This window comes from Streptomyces marincola, assembly GCF_020410765.1.
Taxonomy (GTDB): Bacteria; Actinomycetota; Actinomycetes; order Streptomycetales; family Streptomycetaceae; genus Streptomyces; species Streptomyces marincola.
This window is the reverse complement of record NZ_CP084541.1, coordinates 355,650-372,088: the sequence shown is the minus strand read 5'-3', so window position 1 is coordinate 372,088 and position 16,439 is coordinate 355,650. Positions and strand designations below refer to the sequence as shown.

Genomic DNA, 16,439 nt, shown 5'->3' with positions numbered 1-16,439 from the left:
TCCGTTGAGGGGGACACCATGGCACCCACCACCCGGCGCGCCCGGCGCGCCGACCGTTTCCTGCGCGAGTCGGCCGGGACGGTCGCGGTCATCGCGGACGCCGGCGGATTCGCCGCGATGCGCCGCTACGCGACCTTCCGCTTCACCGACCACGCGGGCTACCTGCGGCAGACGGAGCTGCTGCTGCGCTCCCTGGCGGAGCGCCACGGGCACACCAGCGTCGCGCTGTTCGACCCGGAAGGCTTCGCGGAGTTCTGCGCGCGCGAGGGCCTGGCGGCGGACAGCCAGGCCAGCCGCGCCAGATACACGGCCGAGGTCGCCGCGCGCGGGGCCACGGTCCCCTACGAGGGCCAGCCGATCGCCCGCCTGATGCCGGTGCTGCTCGCCGAGCACCTGCGCTGGGAGACCTGGGAGACGGGCACGGACCTGCTCGCTGCGGCCGGTTCCTGCCCGGCCTGCGACGCCCCGTACTCCCGGTGCGCGTTCCAGCGGGCCGCCGGACTGCTCGCCGCCGTGACGGAGCGGGCCGGCCCCGGCGTGCACCACCTGGTGTGCAGCCTGCTCGTCCCCAGCGGTCCGCTGACCGCGGCCCTGCACGTGGAGCGCGGGGCCGGCGGAGCGCTCGACATGGCGGAGCCCGACGCCCTGGTCCTGTGCACGCTGGTGGCCGTCGGCCTGGCCACCGGCGAGCCCGGCGGCCTGGTGCTGCGCTCGGTACCGGCCGGGGCCGTCGGGGGCCCGTCCTGGGACCGGGAGGAACGGGCGGCGCCGGGGCGGCGGGGGGAGCCGGCGGGGCCGGGCGAGGAGGTGCGGGGCTGGAGCCTGCGCGGCGGCCGGCTGCGGGCCCTGAGCGAGGGCGAGGTGTTCGCCGCGTACTGCACCGACGTGCGCACCGGCGAGCCCGTGCCACCGGAGCCCGGGGTCGCCTACCGCGCCGCCGATGAGCTGCCGCACCGCGACTGCCCAGGGGACTGACCCGCGCGGCGGCGGCGCGGTCACTCCCCGGACAGCACGGCCTGGGCCGCGGCGCGGGCCTGCGCCGCGCTGTCGGCCGCCCGGGCCGCCGCGGCGGCCCGCTCGCACTGCGCCAGGGTGTGCCGGGCCAGCGCGGCGCGCACGTGGGGGATGGCCGCCGCCGCCATCGAGAGACTGGTGACTCCGAGGCCGGTGAGGACGCAGGCGAGCAGCGGATCCGCGGCTGCCTCGCCGCACACCCCGCAGCTGCTGCCCTCGGCCTTCGCGGCGTCCGCGGCCAGCGCCACCAGGTCGAGGAGAGCGGGCTGCCAGGGGTCCTGGTGGCGTGCGAGCGCGCCGGCCTGCCGGTCGGCGGCGAAGGCGTACTGGGCCAGGTCGTTGGTCCCGAGCGAGAGGAACTCGACCTCCTGGAGCAGGGCGCGGGCGCGCAGGGCGGCGGCCGGGATCTCCACCATCGCCCCGTACCTCGCGTCGAGACCGGCCGCCCGGCAGGCGTCGGCGAACGCCCTGGCGTCCGCGCGGTCGGCCACCATCGGCGCCATGACCTCCAGGTGGACCGGCAGCCCCGCGGCGGCACGGGCCAGCGCGCGCAACTGGGTGCCGAGCACCTCGGGCCGGGCGAGCAGCGCGCGCAACCCGCGCACACCGAGCGCGGGGTTGGGCTCGTCGTCGGCCGTGAGGAAGGGCAGCGGCTTGTCCGCGCCCGCGTCGAGCACCCGCACCACCACGCGTCCCTCGGGGAACGCTTCGAGGACCCGCCGGTAGGCGGCCACCTGCTCCTCCTCGGACGGGCCCTGCCCGGCCCCGAGGTCCTTCGCGCGCTCGAAGAACAGCACCTCCGTGCGGAACAGCCCCACGCCCTCGGCGCCGGCCGCCATCGCGGCGGCCACGTCGTCGGGCCCGCCCACGTTGGCGAGCAGCGGCACCCGGTGGCCGTCGGAGGTCGCGCCAGGTCCTGTGGCGGCGGCGACCGCCGCACGGCGCCCCGCGGCGGCCTTCGCCAGCGCGGCCCGCTCCTCGGCGCTCGGATCGACCACCACCTCGCCCGTGCTGCCGTCCACGGCGACGACCGCGCCCTCCGCGAGGTCCCGCGCGCCCGCGAGCCCGACCACCGCGGGCACCCCGAGCGAACGGGCGAGGATCGCGCTGTGGCTGGTCGGGCCCCCTTCCTCGGTGATGAACCCGAGCACCAGCGTGGGATCGAGCAGCGCGGTGTCCGCGGGGGCGAGGTCCCGGGCGATCAGCACGTACGGTTCCTCGCTGTCCGGCACTCCCGGCACGGGAACGCCGAGCAGCCGCGCCACGATCCGGTTGCGCACGTCGTCGAGGTCGGCCACCCGCCCGGCCAGGTAGTCCCCGGCCCCCGACAGCAGCGCCCGGTACACCGCGAACGCGTCCGAGACCGCCTGCTCGGCGGTGGCCCCCACGCCGACCCGCCGTTCCATGTCGGCCAGCAGCTCCGGGTCGCGCGCCATCAGCGCCTGCGCTTCGAGGACGGCCTGGGCCTCCCCGCCGGCGAGGGTGCCGCGGGCCACGAGGTCGGCGGCCACGGCCTCGGCCGCCCGCCTGGCCCGGCCCACCTCCCGCGGCACGTCGGCCGCGGCCGTCGCCCCGGCCGGCGGTTCGAGCACCGCCGTGCCCATGTGCCTGACCTCGCCGATGGCCACTCCGTGGCTGACGCCGACGCCTCGCAGCCTGGTCCCCATCTCACCCGCCTTGTCGCGTTCCACGGACGGCAAACCACCGGAAAGCGTATGCCATCGGCGCGTTGAGCGGCGGTCGGCCCGCCCGGCGCCCCGCGCCGGCAGGCCGGTAAGGTCGGACCCCACAGAGCCGCCCGGCGGTGCGAGGGCCGGCATGACAGTTCGATCAGGAGGCGTCCGGGTGGCGGCCCAGGAGACGGAACAGCAGACGGACCGGGTCTTCACCATTCCCAACCTCCTGAGCATGGCGCGCCTGCTCGGCGTCCCCGTGTTCCTGTGGCTGGTGCTCTCGCCGGTGTTCGACGGCCCCAACCTGGACGGCTGGGCGCTGCTCGTCCTGGCCTTCAGCGGTGTCAGCGACTACCTCGACGGCAAACTGGCCCGCCGGTGGAACCAGGTCAGCGCCCTCGGCCGCATCCTCGACCCGGCGGCCGACCGCCTCTACATCCTCTCCACCCTCGTGGGCCTCACCTGGCGCGACATCCTCCCGCTGTGGCTCACGGCCCTTCTGCTGGCCCGCGAGCTGATGCTGCTGGTGACGGTGTGGCGACTGAACCGGCACGGTTATGCACCCCCACAGGTGAACTTCCTGGGCAAGGCGGCGACCCTCAACCTGATGTACGCGTTCCCGTTGCTGCTGCTCAGCGACGGTGGTGGCTGGCTCGCGTCCCTCGCTGCTATTTTCGGATGGGCGTTCGCCGGCTGGGGTACAGCGCTGTACTGGTGGGCAGGAGTCCTTTACGTGGTCCAGGTCCGCCGGCTCCTTACGGCGGATCCCACGGCCGACTGAGCTCGCCCTGGCAGCGTCGCAGGGGCCTGGCGCCCGCATGTGCCGCAGCTTTCCGGGGAGCCACCCCGGGCCCGGGCCCCTCCAGACGGGCGCAGTCGGAGTGACTGTCGACTCCCCAAGGAGGACACTTCCGATATGAAGGCCGTCGTAATGGCTGGTGGCGAAGGCACCCGGCTTCGCCCGATGACCGCGAGCATGCCCAAGCCCCTGCTGCCCGTGGCCAACCGCCCGATCATGGAGCATGTGCTCCGGCTGCTGAAGCGGCACGGGCTCACGGAGACCGTGGTCACCGTGCAATTCCTCGCCTCACTCGTGAAGAACTACTTCGGTGACGGCGAGGAACTCGGGATGGATCTCACCTATGCGCATGAAGAGAAGCCCCTGGGCACGGCCGGAAGTGTGAAGAATGCCGAGGACGCCCTCAAGGACGACTCCTTTCTGGTGATTTCAGGTGACGCGCTCACCGACTTCGACCTGACCGAACTCATCCGCTACCACAGGGAACGCGGCGCCCTCGTCACGGTCTGCCTGACCCGGGTGCCCAATCCGCTGGAGTTCGGCATCACCATCGTGGGTGAGGACGGCCGGGTCGACCGTTTCCTCGAAAAGCCCACGTGGGGACAGGTGTTCTCCGACACTGTCAACACCGGTATCTACGTGATGGAGCCCGAGGTCTTCGACTACGTCGATCCCGACGTCCCGGTCGACTGGTCGGGAGACGTGTTCCCGCGCCTCATGAAGGAGGGCAAGCCCGTCTACGGCTACGTCGCCGAGGGCTACTGGGAGGACGTCGGCACCCACGAGAGCTACGTCAAGGCCCAGGCCGACGTGCTGGAGGGGAAGGTCGACGTCGACATCGACGGGTTCGAGATCTCCCCGGGCGTATGGATCGCGGAGGGCGCGGAGGTGCACCCCGACGCGAAGCTCAGGGGGCCGCTCTACGTCGGCGACTACGCCAAGATCGAGGCGGGCGCCGAGATCCGCGAGCACACCGTCATCGGCTCCAACGTCGTGGTCAAGTCCGACGCGTTCCTGCATCGGGCCGTCGTCCACGACAACGTGTACATCGGCCCGCAGACCAACCTCCGCGGCTGCGTGGTCGGCAAGAACACCGACGTGATGCGCGCCGCCCGCATCGAGGACGGCGCCGTCATCGGCGACGAGTGCCTCGTCGGCGAGGAGTCCATCGTCCAGGGCAACGTGCGCGTCTACCCGTTCAAGACCGTGGAGGCCGGCGCCTTCGTCAACACCTCGGTCATCTGGGAGGCACGCGGCCAGGCGAACCTGTTCGGCGCGCGCGGCGTCTCCGGCATCCTCAACGTCGAGATCACCCCGGAGCTCGCCGTCCGGCTCGCCAGCGCCTACGCCACCACCCTCAAGAAGGGGTCCACGGTCACCACCGCGCGCGACCACTCCCGCGGTGCCCGCGCCCTGAAGCGCGCGGTCATCTCGGCGCTCCAGGCCAGCGCGATCGACGTGCGGGACCTGGAGAACGTGCCGCTGCCCGTCGCCCGCCAGCAGACCGCGCGCGGCAGCGCGGGCGGCGTCATGATCCGCACCACTCCCGGCGTCCCCGACTCCGTCGACATCATGTTCTTCGACGAGCGCGGCGCCGACCTCTCCCAGGCCAGGCAGCGCAAGCTCGACCGGGTCTACGCACGCCAGGAGTACCGCCGCGCCTTCCCCGGCGAGATCGGCGACCTGCGCTTCCCCGCCAGCGTCTTCGACGCGTACACCGGTTCCGTGCTGCGCGCCGTGGACACCACGGGCGTCGCCGAGTCCGGCCTCAAGGTCGTCGTGGACGCGGCCAACGGCAGCGCCGGGCTCGTGCTGCCGAGCCTGCTCGGCCGCCTCGGCGTCGACGCCCTCACCATCAACCCCGGCCTCGACGAGGCGAGGCCGACCGAGACCGCGGAGGCCAGGCGGGCCGGACTCGTCCGCCTCGGCGAGATCGTGGCCTCCGCCCGCGCCGCCTTCGGGGTCCGCTTCGACCCGGTCGGCGAACGTCTGGCCCTGGTCGACGAGCAGGGCCGCATCATCGAGGACCAGCGCGCGCTGCTCGTCATGCTCGACCTCATCGCCGCCGAGCGCCGCAGCGGCCGGGTGGCCCTGCCCGTCACCACCACGCGCATCGCGGAGCAGGTCGCCGCCTACCACGGCACGCAGGTCGAGTGGACCACCACGTCGCCCGACGACCTGACCCGGGTCGCGCACAAGGAGGGCTCGGTGTTCGGCGGGGACGGCCGGGGCGGCTTCATCGTCCCCGAGTTCTCCTCCGTCTTCGACGCCACCGCGGCCTTCACCCGGCTGATCGCGCTGGTGGCCCGCACCCAGCTGTCCCTCAGCCAGATCGACGCCCGCATCCCGCGCGCCCATGTGCTCCGCCGGGACGTGGCCACCCCGTGGGCCGTCAAGGGGCTGGTCATGCGCCGCGTCGTCGAGGCGGCGGGCGACCGCACCGTGGACACCACCGACGGCGTCCGCGTCGTCGAGGCGGACGGGCGGTGGGTCCTGGTGCTGCCCGACCCCGCGGAGGCCGTCACCCACCTGTGGGCCGAGGGCCCGGACGACGCCGCCGCCCAGGAACTGCTCGACACCTGGTCGGGCGTGGTGGACAGCGCCGACCGCTGAGCGGAACGGCCCCGCCGGCAGGCCGCGTTCCGGCCTGCCGGCGGCGCGTGCGACCATGTGGGCCATGCCCCAGCAGGAGCCCGGCTCCGGCGCGCGCCCCGACGCCTCCATGTCGCTGCTGACCGCCGTCATGAGCCACACCCTCGACGAGGGGTACGCCCAGGCGGCGGCCGGCCGGCGGGCCGCCGGACGGCCGGAGCTGCCGCGCACACTGCGCGCCAGACTCTGGCTGGCCGGCGGCCTCGCCCTGGCCGCCGCGGTGGTCACCCTCGGGGCCGCGCAGGCGCGCGAGGCGGAGCCGGTGCTCGCCAGGGAGCGGGAGGAGCTGCTCACCCGTGTCGAGGCCGGCACGGCGGAACTCGACGCGCTCCAGGCCGAGGTCGACGCGCTGCGGGCCGGTATCGACGCGGCGCAGCGCGACGCCGCGGGCGACGCGGGGTCGCCGGACGGCGAGCTGGCCGCGCTCCTGGCCGGCACCACCGCCGTCACGGGCCCCGGCATCGAACTCGTCGTGGACGACGCGGAGGACGCCACCGGGTCCGCGGTCGGCGGGCCGCGCGACGGGAGTTTCGCCGACACGGGCCGCGTGCGCGACCGCGACCTGCAACGCCTCGTCAACGGCCTGTGGCGGGCGGGCGCCGAGGCCGTCTCGGTCAACGACAGGCGGCTGACGGCCGTTTCCGCCATCCGGGCCGCGGGCGAGGCCGTTCTCGTCGACAACCGGCCGCTGGTGCCGCCCTACACGCTGCTCGCCGTGGGCCCGGGCGACGAGCTGGCGGCGGCGTTCTCCGCCACCGCGGAAGGCCGTTACCTGGAGGCGCTGCGGGAGGACTTCGGCATCCGTTCCGCCACCACCGTCCACGACGAACTCAGGCTGTCCGCCGCGTCCGGCCTGTCCACGCGCACGGCCCGGCCGGCCGCCTCGACGCACGAAGGAGCGACCCCGTGATCGCCGTCCTCGGACTGGCCCTCGGCATCCTCGTCGGGGTGCTCACCCGGCCGGTCGTGCCCACCGGGGTCGAGCCCTACCTGCCCATCGCCGTGGTCGCCGCGCTCGACGCGGTGTTCGGGGGACTGCGCGCCATGCTCGACGGGGTCTTCGACGACAAGGTGTTCGTCGTGTCGTTCCTCTCGAACGTCACCGTGGCCGCGCTGATCGTCTTCCTCGGCGACAAGCTCGGGGTCGGCGCCCAGCTGTCCACGGGCGTCGTCGTGGTGCTCGGCATCCGCATCTTCTCCAACGCCGCCGCGATCCGCCGGCACGTCTTCGGGGCGTGACCCGGTGACCGACGACGCGCGGCCGGCCGAGGAGGCCGGGCAGAGGCGTCCTGGCCCTGCGCCGGACGGGGCCCCCGCGGGCCAGGGGGCGGCCGGAGAGGCCCCCGCGCGGCCCACGGGGCGCCGCGCGCTGCTCGCGGGGCTCTGGCCGCCGCGCGCGACCCGCGGGCAGCTGGTCGCCGCCGTCCTGCTGTTCGTCCTCGGTCTCGGGCTGGCGATCCAGGTCCGCGCGACGGGCAGCGAGGAGACCGCCCTGCGCGGCGCGCGCCAGGAGGACCTGGTGCGCATCCTCAGCGACCTGGAGGACCGCACGGCGCGCCTTGAGGAGGAGCGCGACGGGCTCAGCCGGCAGCGCACGGAACTGGAGACCAGCTCGGACCGGGCCGAGGAGGCGCGGCGGCAGACGGAGGAACGCGAGCGCCAGCTCGGCGTCCTGGCCGGGACCGTGGCGGCCGAGGGCCCCGGCATCACGCTGCGCATCGACGATCCCCTGAGCGCGGTCGAGGCGGATATGCTGCTCGACACGGTGCAGGAACTGCGTGCCGCGGGGGCCGAGGCCATGCAGATCAATGACGTCCGCATCGTCGCGGAGACCTTTTTCGCCGACGAGAACGGGGGCGTCCTGATCGACGGTCGGCCCGTGCGCGCGCCCTTCCTGGTCCGTGCCATCGGGCGCCCGCAGGATTTGGAGCCGGCGCTGAACATCCCCGGGGGTGTGGTGCAGTCCCTGGAGAATCAGCGGGCGGAGGTGTCCGTCGAGCGGCTGGAGATGATCGTTGTGGACGCCTTGCGATCGGCGGAGCAGCCTGACTACGCTCAGTCGTCACCATGAGGCGTCCGGGGCCGCGGGGGCTGCCACGCCTTCGTGGCACTCGGTGAGGGAAACTGAACGAGGCCGGGGACGTCGACACGACGTCCCGCACAGCAGGTGAGAGAAAATGGACCGGTCCCGTGCGACGACGGGCCGGGCTAGGTACGAGGGGATCGCTGGTGAGCTTTTTCGCTAGATTGTTCGGCAGGCGTCGGCGCGGCACGCACAGCGCCGCCCGGGGCCACGCCCGCCAGCAAGGCGACCCAGCGACGGCACCCGGTGGCGAGCCCGGGCGCCCGTTGTTCCGGGACGAGGTGGCGGGGCCGGGGGGCATAGGCTCCCAGGGGCCGGGCGGCGGGACGGTCACCTGCTCGCGCTGCGGTCACAAGTCGGCCGCGACCAGCAGGTTCTGCTCCAATTGCGGCAATGGGCTGCGCGGCGGGCTCGACGGCTCGTCCGAGACGACGTCCACGATCTCGATCAGTGGGCTTGAGGCCTACGAGGCAGAGGTCACCGGCCAGCACCCGGCCCCCGCGCTCTCCTCCGAGGCGCAGGCCGCCGTCGAGGCGCTGCCGCCCGGTTCCGCGCTGCTCATCGTCAGGCGCGGGCCCAACTCGGGCAGCCGCTTCCTGCTCGACGGCGAGCTGACGACGGCGGGGCGGCACCCGCAGAGCGACATCTTCCTCGACGACGTGACGGTCTCCCGCCGTCACGTGGAGTTCCGACGCGGCCAGGACGGCAGCTTCACGGTGAGTGACGTCGGCAGCCTCAACGGCACCTACGTCAACCGCGAGCCACTGGACTCGGCCGTGCTCAACAACGGCGACGAGGTGCAGATCGGGAAGTATCGGCTGGTTTTCTTCGGCAGCCGGCAGGGGTTCTGACCCACCCGGCGGGCCTTCCGCCTGCCGCTCGGCGGTGCTCGACTATCCAAATGCACCGGGCACCGCCTAGGGTTGCTGTGTGAATCAGCTCGACGTCGTGGGCGTGCGGGTGGAAATGCCCAACAATCAGCCCATCGTGCTACTCCGTGAAGTCGGCGGTGACCGCTACCTCCCGATCTGGATCGGGCCGGGTGAGGCCACCGCCATCGCGTTCGCCCAGCAGGGTATGACCCCGCCGCGGCCGTTGACGCACGATCTCTTCAAGAACGTGCTTGAGGCGGTGGGGCAGGAGCTGAGCGCGGTACGCATCACCGACCTGCGCGACGGGGTCTTCTACGCCGAGCTCGTGTTCTCCAGCGGCGTGGAAGTCAGTGCCCGTCCGTCCGACGCCATAGCCCTCGCCCTGCGCGCGGGCACGCCGATCTACGGCAGCGACACCGTGCTCGACGACGCCGGGATCATCATCCCGGACGAGCAGGAGGACGAGGTGGAGAGGTTCAGGGAGTTCCTGGAGAAAATCTCCCCCGAGGACTTCGGAACGGGCAGCCAGTAGCGGCGCGTGGCGATCGTTGACGCGCTGAGTGTGGATGCCTAGCGTCAATGGGGCATGTCTTGGGAGGAGCGCTGTGTGCGTGCTCATCGCAACAGCCGGTGAGCGGCGAGGACACGGTCGGGGCATGCGGAACGGAGGCCGGCGTGACAGGTAACGGGGACAGCAGGGCGGTCGGCGGGATGACCTCCCTCCCCGGCGCGCCGCCGGCGCCGGGCCTCGGACCACCTCAGGCCGCGCAGGACCGCGAGCCGCACGGTCGGCTCGCGTACCGGGGGCCGAGCGCGTGCGCGGCGGCCGGCATCACCTACCGGCAGCTGGACTACTGGGCCCGCACCGGCCTCGTCCAGCCCAGCGTGCGGCCCGCGCACGGCTCGGGCACCCAGCGCCTCTACAGCTTCCAGGACGTCCTCGTCCTCAAGATCGTCAAACGGCTGCTCGACGCGGGGATCTCCCTCCAGAGCATCCGCACGGCCGTCCAGGCACTCCAGTCGGCCGATCTGGCCGATCTGGCCGGACTCACCCTGATGAGCGACGGCGCCACGGTGTACCGCTGCGCCTCGCCCGAGGAGCTGGCCGAGCTCCTGCGGGGCGGCCGGGGCGTCTTCGGCATCGCGGTCGGCGCCGTGTGGAGCGATGTGGAACAGGCGCTCGCGCGGCTCGGCGCGGAACGGCTGGACACGGGCGAGTCCGTCCCCGTCGCCCACCCCGAGGACGAGCTGGCGCGCCGCAGGCACCGGACGGGCTGAAGGCCGCACCCGCGCGCGGGTGCGTTGTCACAGGCGTGCGGCACCATCGGTGGTGTGAGAGGCCGACCGACGGTTCTGCACCTCGACATGGACGCCTTCTACGCCTCGGTGGAGCAGGCGGCCAAGCCGAGCCTGCGCCGCAAGCCCGTCATCGTCGGCGGGCTCGGCCCGCGCGGCGTGGTCGCGACCGCCTCGTACGAGGCCCGCCGTTTCGGTGTGCGCTCGGCGATGCCCATGGCGCAGGCCCGCCGCCTGTGCCCGAACGCGGCGTTCCTGGTGCCGCGCTTCGCCGTCTACCGCGGCATCAGCGAGACCGTGATGGCCCTGCTGGCCGAGCTGTCACCGCTGGTCGAGCCGCTGAGCCTGGACGAGGCGTTCATCGACCTCGACGCCGGCGGCGGCGCCGGGTCGGCCGAGGAGGCCCGCCGCACCGGCGAGCGGCTGCGCGCGCGGATCGAGGAGGTCACGGGCCTCACCGGTTCCGTCGGCCTCGCGGCCTCCAAGATGCTCGCCAAGATCGCCTCCGAGCAGGCCAAGCCGGACGGCCTGCGGCTGATCGTCCCCGGCACCGAGCGCGACCTGCTCGCACCGCTTCCGGTCCGCACCCTGCCAGGCGTCGGCCCGGCCACCGCCGAGACGTTGCGCAGGGCGGGGATCGCCACGGTGGGGGACACCGTGCGGGCCGGCGAGGCGGAGCTGGTGCGCCTGCTCGGCAAGGCGCACGGCGCCGCCCTGTACGCCATGGCCAACGGCGTGGACGAACGGCCCGTGGTGGCGGACCAGGAAGCCAAGTCGATCTCGGTCGAGGACACCTTCCCCGTCGACGTCACCGACCGGGCGCGCGTCAGGTACGAGGTCGCCAGGCTCGCGGACCGGTGCACGGAGCGGCTGCGCGCGGCGGGCCGCGCGGGCCGGACGGTGGTACTGAAGGTCAGGCGGCACGACTTCACCACACTGACCCGCTCCGACACGCTGCGCGGCCCCACGGACGACCCGCGGGTGGTGCGGGAGGCCGCCGGGCGGCTCATCGAGGGCGTGGACACCACGGAGGGCGTGCGGCTGCTCGGTGTGGCGATCAGCGGCCTGGCCGACTGGACCCAGGAGGATCTCTTCGCGCAGGCGTTGCCCGCCGCGGCCGAAGAGCCGGCGCCGGCCGTCGCCGAGCCGGCCGGGGGGCCCGCGGCCCCGGCGCCCGCATGGCTGCCCGGGCTCGACGTGGCGCACGCGCGCTTCGGGCCCGGCTGGGTGCAGGGCAGCGGTCTCGGCCGCGTCACCGTCCGCTTCGAGCGCCCGGGGTCGCCGCCCGGCCGGGTGCGGACCTTCCGCGTCGACGATCCGGAGCTGGGCCCCGGCACGCCGCTGCCCCTCGTGGAGGGCGCGGGGGCCGCGGACCCGCCCGGGGAGCGTGCGCTGCTCCCGCCGCGTGCGCCGGCCTGACGCCCCGGCGTGCGGGCCGGGGGCCCCGCGTGCCCGGCGGGCCGCTACGGGGCGGACAGCGGGTCGTCCGGGCCGACGCGCGGCACGTCGAGCCCGTAGTGGTGGTACAGCTGCAACTCCTGCTCGGGCGACAGGTGCCGCCCGACACCGAAGTCGGGGGCGTCGCGGATGAGGGTGCGCGTGAACGGGACGCGCAGGGCCTCGTCGACGAGCTCGCTGGGCTCCAGGGGGACGAACGCGTCCCGGGTGAAGATCCCGGTGCGCACGGCCGCCCATTCGGGGACCCCGGTGGCATCGTCGAGGTACACCTCGTCCACGGTTCCGATTTTTGCGCCGTCGCGGTCGAACGCCTTGCGGCCGATCAGGCTCCGCGGGTCGATATCGGTCTGCACGCTTCCTCCAACTGATCACCACTGGCCCCGAAGGCGTCCTATCTCTAAGAAAAGCCACTTTTCGCACACTGGCCAGTCGAGTGGCGCGCAGGTCCCCGCGCCGACCTGCGCTGGTACCCTCGGAGGCGGTCGTCAACCCCGTGCGGGAGAGTCCCGGTGCCCACCAGGCCCGGGCGCCGAAGGAGCAACTCCTCCCCGGAATCTCTCAGGCACCCGTACCGCGCGGGGCAGGCCACTCTGGAAAGCAGGGCGGTGCGGGGCGCAGGTGCCCGGGTCCGCCCTCACCGACGGTGCAAGCCGTGCCCCCGCGGCGCGGTGAAGCTCTCAGGTCGAGATGACAGAGGGGGAGGCCCGCCGGGCACCGCCGCCCGGCACCCCCGCAGGTCACCGCGACCAGGAGGAGCCTCCCGATGACCGACCGCCGCATTCCCCTGTCCGCCCTGGAGCAGGGCACTCCGTTCGCCGCCCGGCACATCGGGCCCGACGCGCGGGACCGCGCGAAGATGCTGGCGCAGGTCGGCTTCGGCTCGCTCGACGACCTCACCGCCGCGGCGGTGCCCGAGTCCATCCGCACCACCGAGGCGCTGCGCCTGCCCGAGGCGCGGGACGAGGCCGGCGTGCTCGCCGAACTGCGCGGGCTCGCCGCGCGGAACACCGTGCTGCGTTCCATGATCGGCCTCGGCTACCACGGCACGTTCACGCCGCCGGTGATCCTGCGGAACGTCCTGGAGAACCCGGCCTGGTACACGGCCTACACGCCGTACCAGCCGGAGATCTCCCAGGGCCGGCTGGAGGCGCTGCTGAACTTCCAGACGGTGGTGTCCGACCTCACGGGGCTGCCGACGGCCGGTGCCTCGCTGCTCGACGAGGCCACGGCCGCCGCCGAGGCCATGGCGCTGTCCCGGCGGGTCGGCAAGGTCAAGGAGGGCGTCTTCCTCGTCGACGCGGACTGCCTGCCCCAGACCGTCGCCGTCGTGCGCACCCGCGCGGAGCCGACCGGCGTCGAGGTGGTGGTCGCCGACCTGAGCGGCGGCATCCCGGACGAGGCGGCGGAACGCGGGATCTTCGGCGTGCTGGTGCAGTACCCGGGCGCCTCGGGCGCGGTGCGCGACCTCCGCGGGCTCGTCGACCGGGCCCACGAGCTGGGAGCCGTGGTCACGGTCGCGGCCGATCTGCTGGCGCTGACGCTGCTCACCTCGCCGGGTGAGCTGGGCGCGGACATCGCGGTGGGGACGAGCCAGCGGTTCGGCGTGCCGATGGGCTTCGGCGGGCCGCACGCCGGCTACATGGCCGTACGGGACTCCTTCGCCCGCAGCCTGCCGGGGCGCCTGGTGGGCGTCTCGCGGGACGCGGACGGCGCCCCGGCCTACCGGCTCGCCCTCCAGACCCGTGAGCAGCACATCCGCCGCGAGAAGGCGACGAGCAACATCTGCACCGCGCAGGTGCTGCTCGCCGTCATGGCCGGCATGTACGCCGTCTACCACGGTCCCGACGGCCTCGCCGCCATCGCGCGCCGCACCCACAGGTACGCCGCGCTGCTCGCGGCCGGGCTGCGGGAGGCGGGAGTCGAGGTCGTGCACGACGCGTTCTTCGACACGGTCACGGCCCGCGTGCCGGGCCGGGCCGCCGAGGTCGTGGCCGCGGCCCGCGCGGCCGGGGTCAACCTGTGGCAGGCCGACGCCGACCACGTCGGCGTCACGTGCGACGAGACGACCGGGCGCGGCGATCTGGCGGCCGTGTGGTCGGCGTTCGGCGCCGCCCGGGACGCCTCGGACCTCGACGCGCTGGACGCGCGCACTCCCGACGCGCTGCCCGAGGGGCTGCTGCGCCACGACGAGTACCTGACGCACCCGGTCTTCCACCGGCACCGCTCCGAGACGGCGATGCTGCGCTACCTGCGGCGGCTGGCGGACAAGGACTACGCGCTCGACCGCGGCATGATCCCGCTCGGCTCCTGCACCATGAAGCTCAACGCGACGGTGGAGATGGAGCCGGTGACCTGGCCGGAGTTCGCCGAGCTGCACCCGTTCGCCCCCGCCGACCAGGCCGAGGGCTACCTGAGCATGATCCGGGAGCTGGAGGAGCGGCTGGCCGAGATCACCGGCTACGACCGCGTCTCGCTCCAGCCGAACGCCGGCTCGCAGGGCGAGCTGGCCGGCCTGCTCGCCGTGCGCGCCCACCACCGCGCCACCGGGCAGCCCGGGCGGAACGTCTGCCTCATACCGTCCTCCGCGCACGGCACGAACGCCGCGAGCGCCGTCATGGCCGGCATGCGCGTCGTGGTGGTCGCCACCGGCGAGAACGGTGACGTGGACGCCGACGACCTGCGGGCCAAGATCGAGAAGCACGCGGACGAACTCGCGGTGCTGATGGTCACCTACCCCTCCACGCACGGGGTGTTCGAGGAGGACATCGCCGGGATCTGCGCGGCCGTGCACGACGCGGGCGGTCAGGTCTATGTGGACGGCGCCAACCTGAACGCGCTGGTCGGCCTGGCCCGTCCCGGCCGGTTCGGCGCGGATGTCTCGCACCTGAACCTGCACAAGACGTTCTGCATCCCGCACGGCGGCGGTGGTCCCGGCGTCGGTCCGGTGGCGGTCCGTGCGCACCTGGCGCCCTACCTGCCCGGCCACCCGCTCCAGCCGGCCGCGGGCCCGGCCGGCGGAGGCATCGGCCCGGTCGCCGCGGCGCCCTGGGGCTCGGCGGGCATCCTGCCGATCTCGTGGGCCTACCTGCGGCTGATGGGCGCCGAGGGGCTGCGCCGGGCCACACAGGCGGCGGTACTCGGCGCCAACTACATCGCCAAGCGCCTCGAAGCCCACTACCCGGTGCTCTACACCGGGCCCGGCGGGCTGGTCGCCCACGAGTGCATCATCGATGTCCGCCCGCTGACCAGGGCGACCGGCGTCAGCATCGACGACGTGGCCAAGCGCCTGATCGACTACGGCTTCCACGCGCCCACGATGTCGTTCCCCGTGGCCGGGACGCTCATGATCGAGCCCACGGAGAGCGAGAACCTGGCGGAGCTCGACCGTTTCTGCGACGCCATGATCGCGATTCGTGCCGAGATCGACCGGGTCGGGTCGGGGGAGTGGCCGAAGGATGACAATCCGCTGGCCAACGCCCCGCACACCACGGCCCAGTTGAGCGGCGAGTGGCCGCACCCCTACACCCGGCAGCAGGCCGTCTTCCCCACCGGCACCCGGGAGGAGCGGGACGGCAAGTACTGGCCGCCGGTGCGGCGGATCGACGGCGCCTTCGGCGACCGGAACCTCGTCTGCTCCTGCCCGCCGGTCGCCGAGTACGCCGACCACGCCGGCTGACCGCCGGACCCGGCACGCGAACCGGGGCCGGTCCGCGCCGTCGCGGGCCGGCCCCGGTGCCGCCGTGTCGGTCAGCTCGCCAGGCCGACGGGCGGTGCCAGCCGCGTGCTCAGCAGGGGCAGCAGCACATCGGTGCGCACCGCGCGGCCCGCGGCGATGCCGGGCGGCGCGGGAGTCAGCGGGACCAGCAGGTCCTGCGGCAGCGGACTGCCCTCGCCGGGCTCCGCGGCGGACTCGGAGTGCAGCCAGAGGGTCAGCATGTACAGCTCGGGCACCGACAGCAGGCGCGGCTGGTAGGTCTCGGGCAGGGACTCGGCCAGGCGCACCGTCCGCTCCGTCGACGCGATGTACGGGCCCTCGCAGAAGTGCGAGAACGCCCAGCCGTCCGCCGTGGGCGCGGCTTCCGCCGCCCCGACGGTTCGCCCTTCACGGGTCAGCAGGAAGCGCCAGCCCGTCAGCCGGGCGCCGGGCGGTGTGAGGGTCCCGGCCACCGGCCCGAGCCGGTGCACCGGCAGCGGCAGGTCCAGGTCCAGGTCGCCGTGGTCGAGGTACGGGGGACGCCCGGCCCGCGTCGTCGCGGGGCCGAGTGCGGAACGGACGCATTCCTCGGCGGCAGCCGGGGCCGCGGGGATGTTCACAGGCATGATGGGTCGCCTCTCGCTTCGGAGTAGGTCGCCTCTTGTAGGGAGACACGCCGTGCCGGATTTTATACGCGGCATGTTCTCCCTACGTTTCAAGTAGCCGACCGGCAAGGTTTCCACAAGGGGGGAATTCAGCCGCTCAAGAGGGCCGCGGTGGCGGTGAGTATTCCGTTGGTATATGCCGGGCCGGCGGCGGCGCGGCGGACGCGGCAGGCGTGCCCTCCCGGCCCCCTGGGCAGAATCGAGCGCGTGACACGCCCGACCGAGGAGGTGCC

Annotated in this window: 14 protein-coding genes and 2 riboswitches; of the genes, 11 read left to right on the top strand and 3 right to left on the bottom strand. The window is 73.8% G+C overall.

The window, feature by feature from the left end; translation table 11 throughout:
- Positions 1-18 precede the first annotated feature (18 nt).
- Positions 19-975, top strand: coding sequence for a hypothetical protein (locus tag LC193_RS01430; protein WP_226070548.1), 957 nt, complete (start codon positions 19-21; stop codon positions 973-975).
- A 20-nt stretch (positions 976-995) separates the two neighbouring features.
- On the opposite strand, the gene ptsP is transcribed toward LC193_RS01430, so the two are convergent.
- Positions 996-2,681: a phosphoenolpyruvate--protein phosphotransferase gene (gene ptsP, locus LC193_RS01425; protein WP_226070546.1), complete on the bottom strand. Its 1,686-nt coding sequence runs from the start codon at positions 2,679-2,681 to the stop codon at positions 996-998.
- Between the two features lie 178 nt (positions 2,682-2,859).
- Between ptsP and LC193_RS01420 the strand changes: the two genes are divergently transcribed.
- The 9 genes from LC193_RS01420 (at position 2,860) to LC193_RS01380 (ending at position 11,808) form a co-directional block, all read left to right on the top strand.
- Positions 2,860-3,468, top strand: a complete 609-nt coding sequence (locus LC193_RS01420; RefSeq protein WP_226070544.1) for a CDP-alcohol phosphatidyltransferase family protein — start codon at positions 2,860-2,862, stop codon at positions 3,466-3,468.
- 135 nt (positions 3,469-3,603) lie between these two features.
- Positions 3,604-6,099 (top strand): mannose-1-phosphate guanyltransferase, encoded by a 2,496-nt coding sequence (locus tag LC193_RS01415; protein WP_226070535.1) that lies wholly within the window; start codon positions 3,604-3,606, stop codon positions 6,097-6,099.
- Positions 6,100-6,163: 64 nt separating this feature from the next.
- Positions 6,164-7,048, top strand: coding sequence for a DUF881 domain-containing protein (locus LC193_RS01410; protein WP_226070533.1), 885 nt, complete (start codon positions 6,164-6,166; stop codon positions 7,046-7,048).
- Entirely contained in the window at positions 7,045-7,377 is a 333-nt protein-coding gene (locus tag LC193_RS01405; protein ID WP_086161673.1) for a small basic family protein, read from the top strand. The genes LC193_RS01410 and LC193_RS01405 overlap by 4 nt, the downstream gene beginning before the upstream one ends.
- Before the next feature lie 4 nt (positions 7,378-7,381).
- Positions 7,382-8,209, top strand: coding sequence for a DUF881 domain-containing protein (locus tag LC193_RS01400; protein ID WP_226070532.1), 828 nt, complete (start codon positions 7,382-7,384; stop codon positions 8,207-8,209).
- Between the two features lie 158 nt (positions 8,210-8,367).
- Complete coding sequence (locus LC193_RS01395) at positions 8,368-9,072, top strand: FHA domain-containing protein (protein WP_226070529.1); 705 nt, start codon at positions 8,368-8,370, stop codon at positions 9,070-9,072.
- A 79-nt stretch (positions 9,073-9,151) separates the two neighbouring features.
- Positions 9,152-9,625, top strand: coding sequence for a bifunctional nuclease family protein (locus LC193_RS01390; RefSeq protein ID WP_086161676.1), 474 nt, complete (start codon positions 9,152-9,154; stop codon positions 9,623-9,625).
- 179 nt (positions 9,626-9,804) lie between these two features.
- The gene (locus LC193_RS01385) at positions 9,805-10,371 is read left to right on the top strand and encodes a MerR family transcriptional regulator (RefSeq protein WP_404819507.1); all 567 of its coding nucleotides are present in this window, start codon (positions 9,805-9,807) and stop codon (positions 10,369-10,371) included.
- A 54-nt stretch (positions 10,372-10,425) separates the two neighbouring features.
- Positions 10,426-11,808, top strand: coding sequence for a DNA polymerase IV (locus LC193_RS01380; RefSeq protein ID WP_226070525.1), 1,383 nt, complete (start codon positions 10,426-10,428; stop codon positions 11,806-11,808).
- 44 nt (positions 11,809-11,852) lie between these two features.
- On the opposite strand, the gene LC193_RS01375 is transcribed toward LC193_RS01380, so the two are convergent.
- On the bottom strand, positions 11,853-12,200 hold the full coding sequence (locus LC193_RS01375) for a PRC-barrel domain-containing protein (RefSeq protein ID WP_226070523.1): 348 nt from the start codon (positions 12,198-12,200) through the stop codon (positions 11,853-11,855).
- 133 nt (positions 12,201-12,333) lie between these two features.
- Positions 12,334-12,431: riboswitch (glycine riboswitch) on the top strand.
- Position 12,432: 1 nt separating this feature from the next.
- A riboswitch (glycine riboswitch) is annotated at positions 12,433-12,548 on the top strand.
- 62 nt (positions 12,549-12,610) lie between these two features.
- On the opposite strand from LC193_RS01375, the gene gcvP reads away from it, so the two are divergent.
- On the top strand, positions 12,611-15,523 hold the full coding sequence (gene gcvP / locus LC193_RS01370; protein WP_226070520.1) for an aminomethyl-transferring glycine dehydrogenase: 2,913 nt from the start codon (positions 12,611-12,613) through the stop codon (positions 15,521-15,523).
- Positions 15,524-15,594: 71 nt separating this feature from the next.
- Here gcvP and LC193_RS01365 read toward each other — a convergent pair whose 3' ends face one another.
- Positions 15,595-16,167, bottom strand: coding sequence for a hypothetical protein (locus tag LC193_RS01365; RefSeq protein WP_226070518.1), 573 nt, complete (start codon positions 16,165-16,167; stop codon positions 15,595-15,597).
- Positions 16,168-16,439: the final 272 nt, after the last annotated feature.

Excerpts from the sequence above, each read along its gene's own strand:
- LC193_RS01430 (WP_226070548.1), top strand. The coding sequence starts at position 19 with ATGGCACCCACCACCCGGCGCGCCCGGCGCGCCGACCGTTTCCTGCGC.
- ptsP (WP_226070546.1), bottom strand. The coding sequence starts at position 2,681 with ATGGGGACCAGGCTGCGAGGCGTCGGCGTCAGCCACGGAGTGGCCATC.
- LC193_RS01415 (WP_226070535.1), top strand. The coding sequence starts at position 3,604 with ATGAAGGCCGTCGTAATGGCTGGTGGCGAAGGCACCCGGCTTCGCCCG.
- LC193_RS01410 (WP_226070533.1), top strand. The coding sequence starts at position 6,164 with ATGCCCCAGCAGGAGCCCGGCTCCGGCGCGCGCCCCGACGCCTCCATG.
- LC193_RS01385 (WP_404819507.1), top strand. The coding sequence starts at position 9,805 with ATGACCTCCCTCCCCGGCGCGCCGCCGGCGCCGGGCCTCGGACCACCT.
- gcvP (WP_226070520.1), top strand. The coding sequence starts at position 12,611 with ATGACCGACCGCCGCATTCCCCTGTCCGCCCTGGAGCAGGGCACTCCG.
- LC193_RS01365 (WP_226070518.1), bottom strand. The coding sequence starts at position 16,167 with ATGCCTGTGAACATCCCCGCGGCCCCGGCTGCCGCCGAGGAATGCGTC.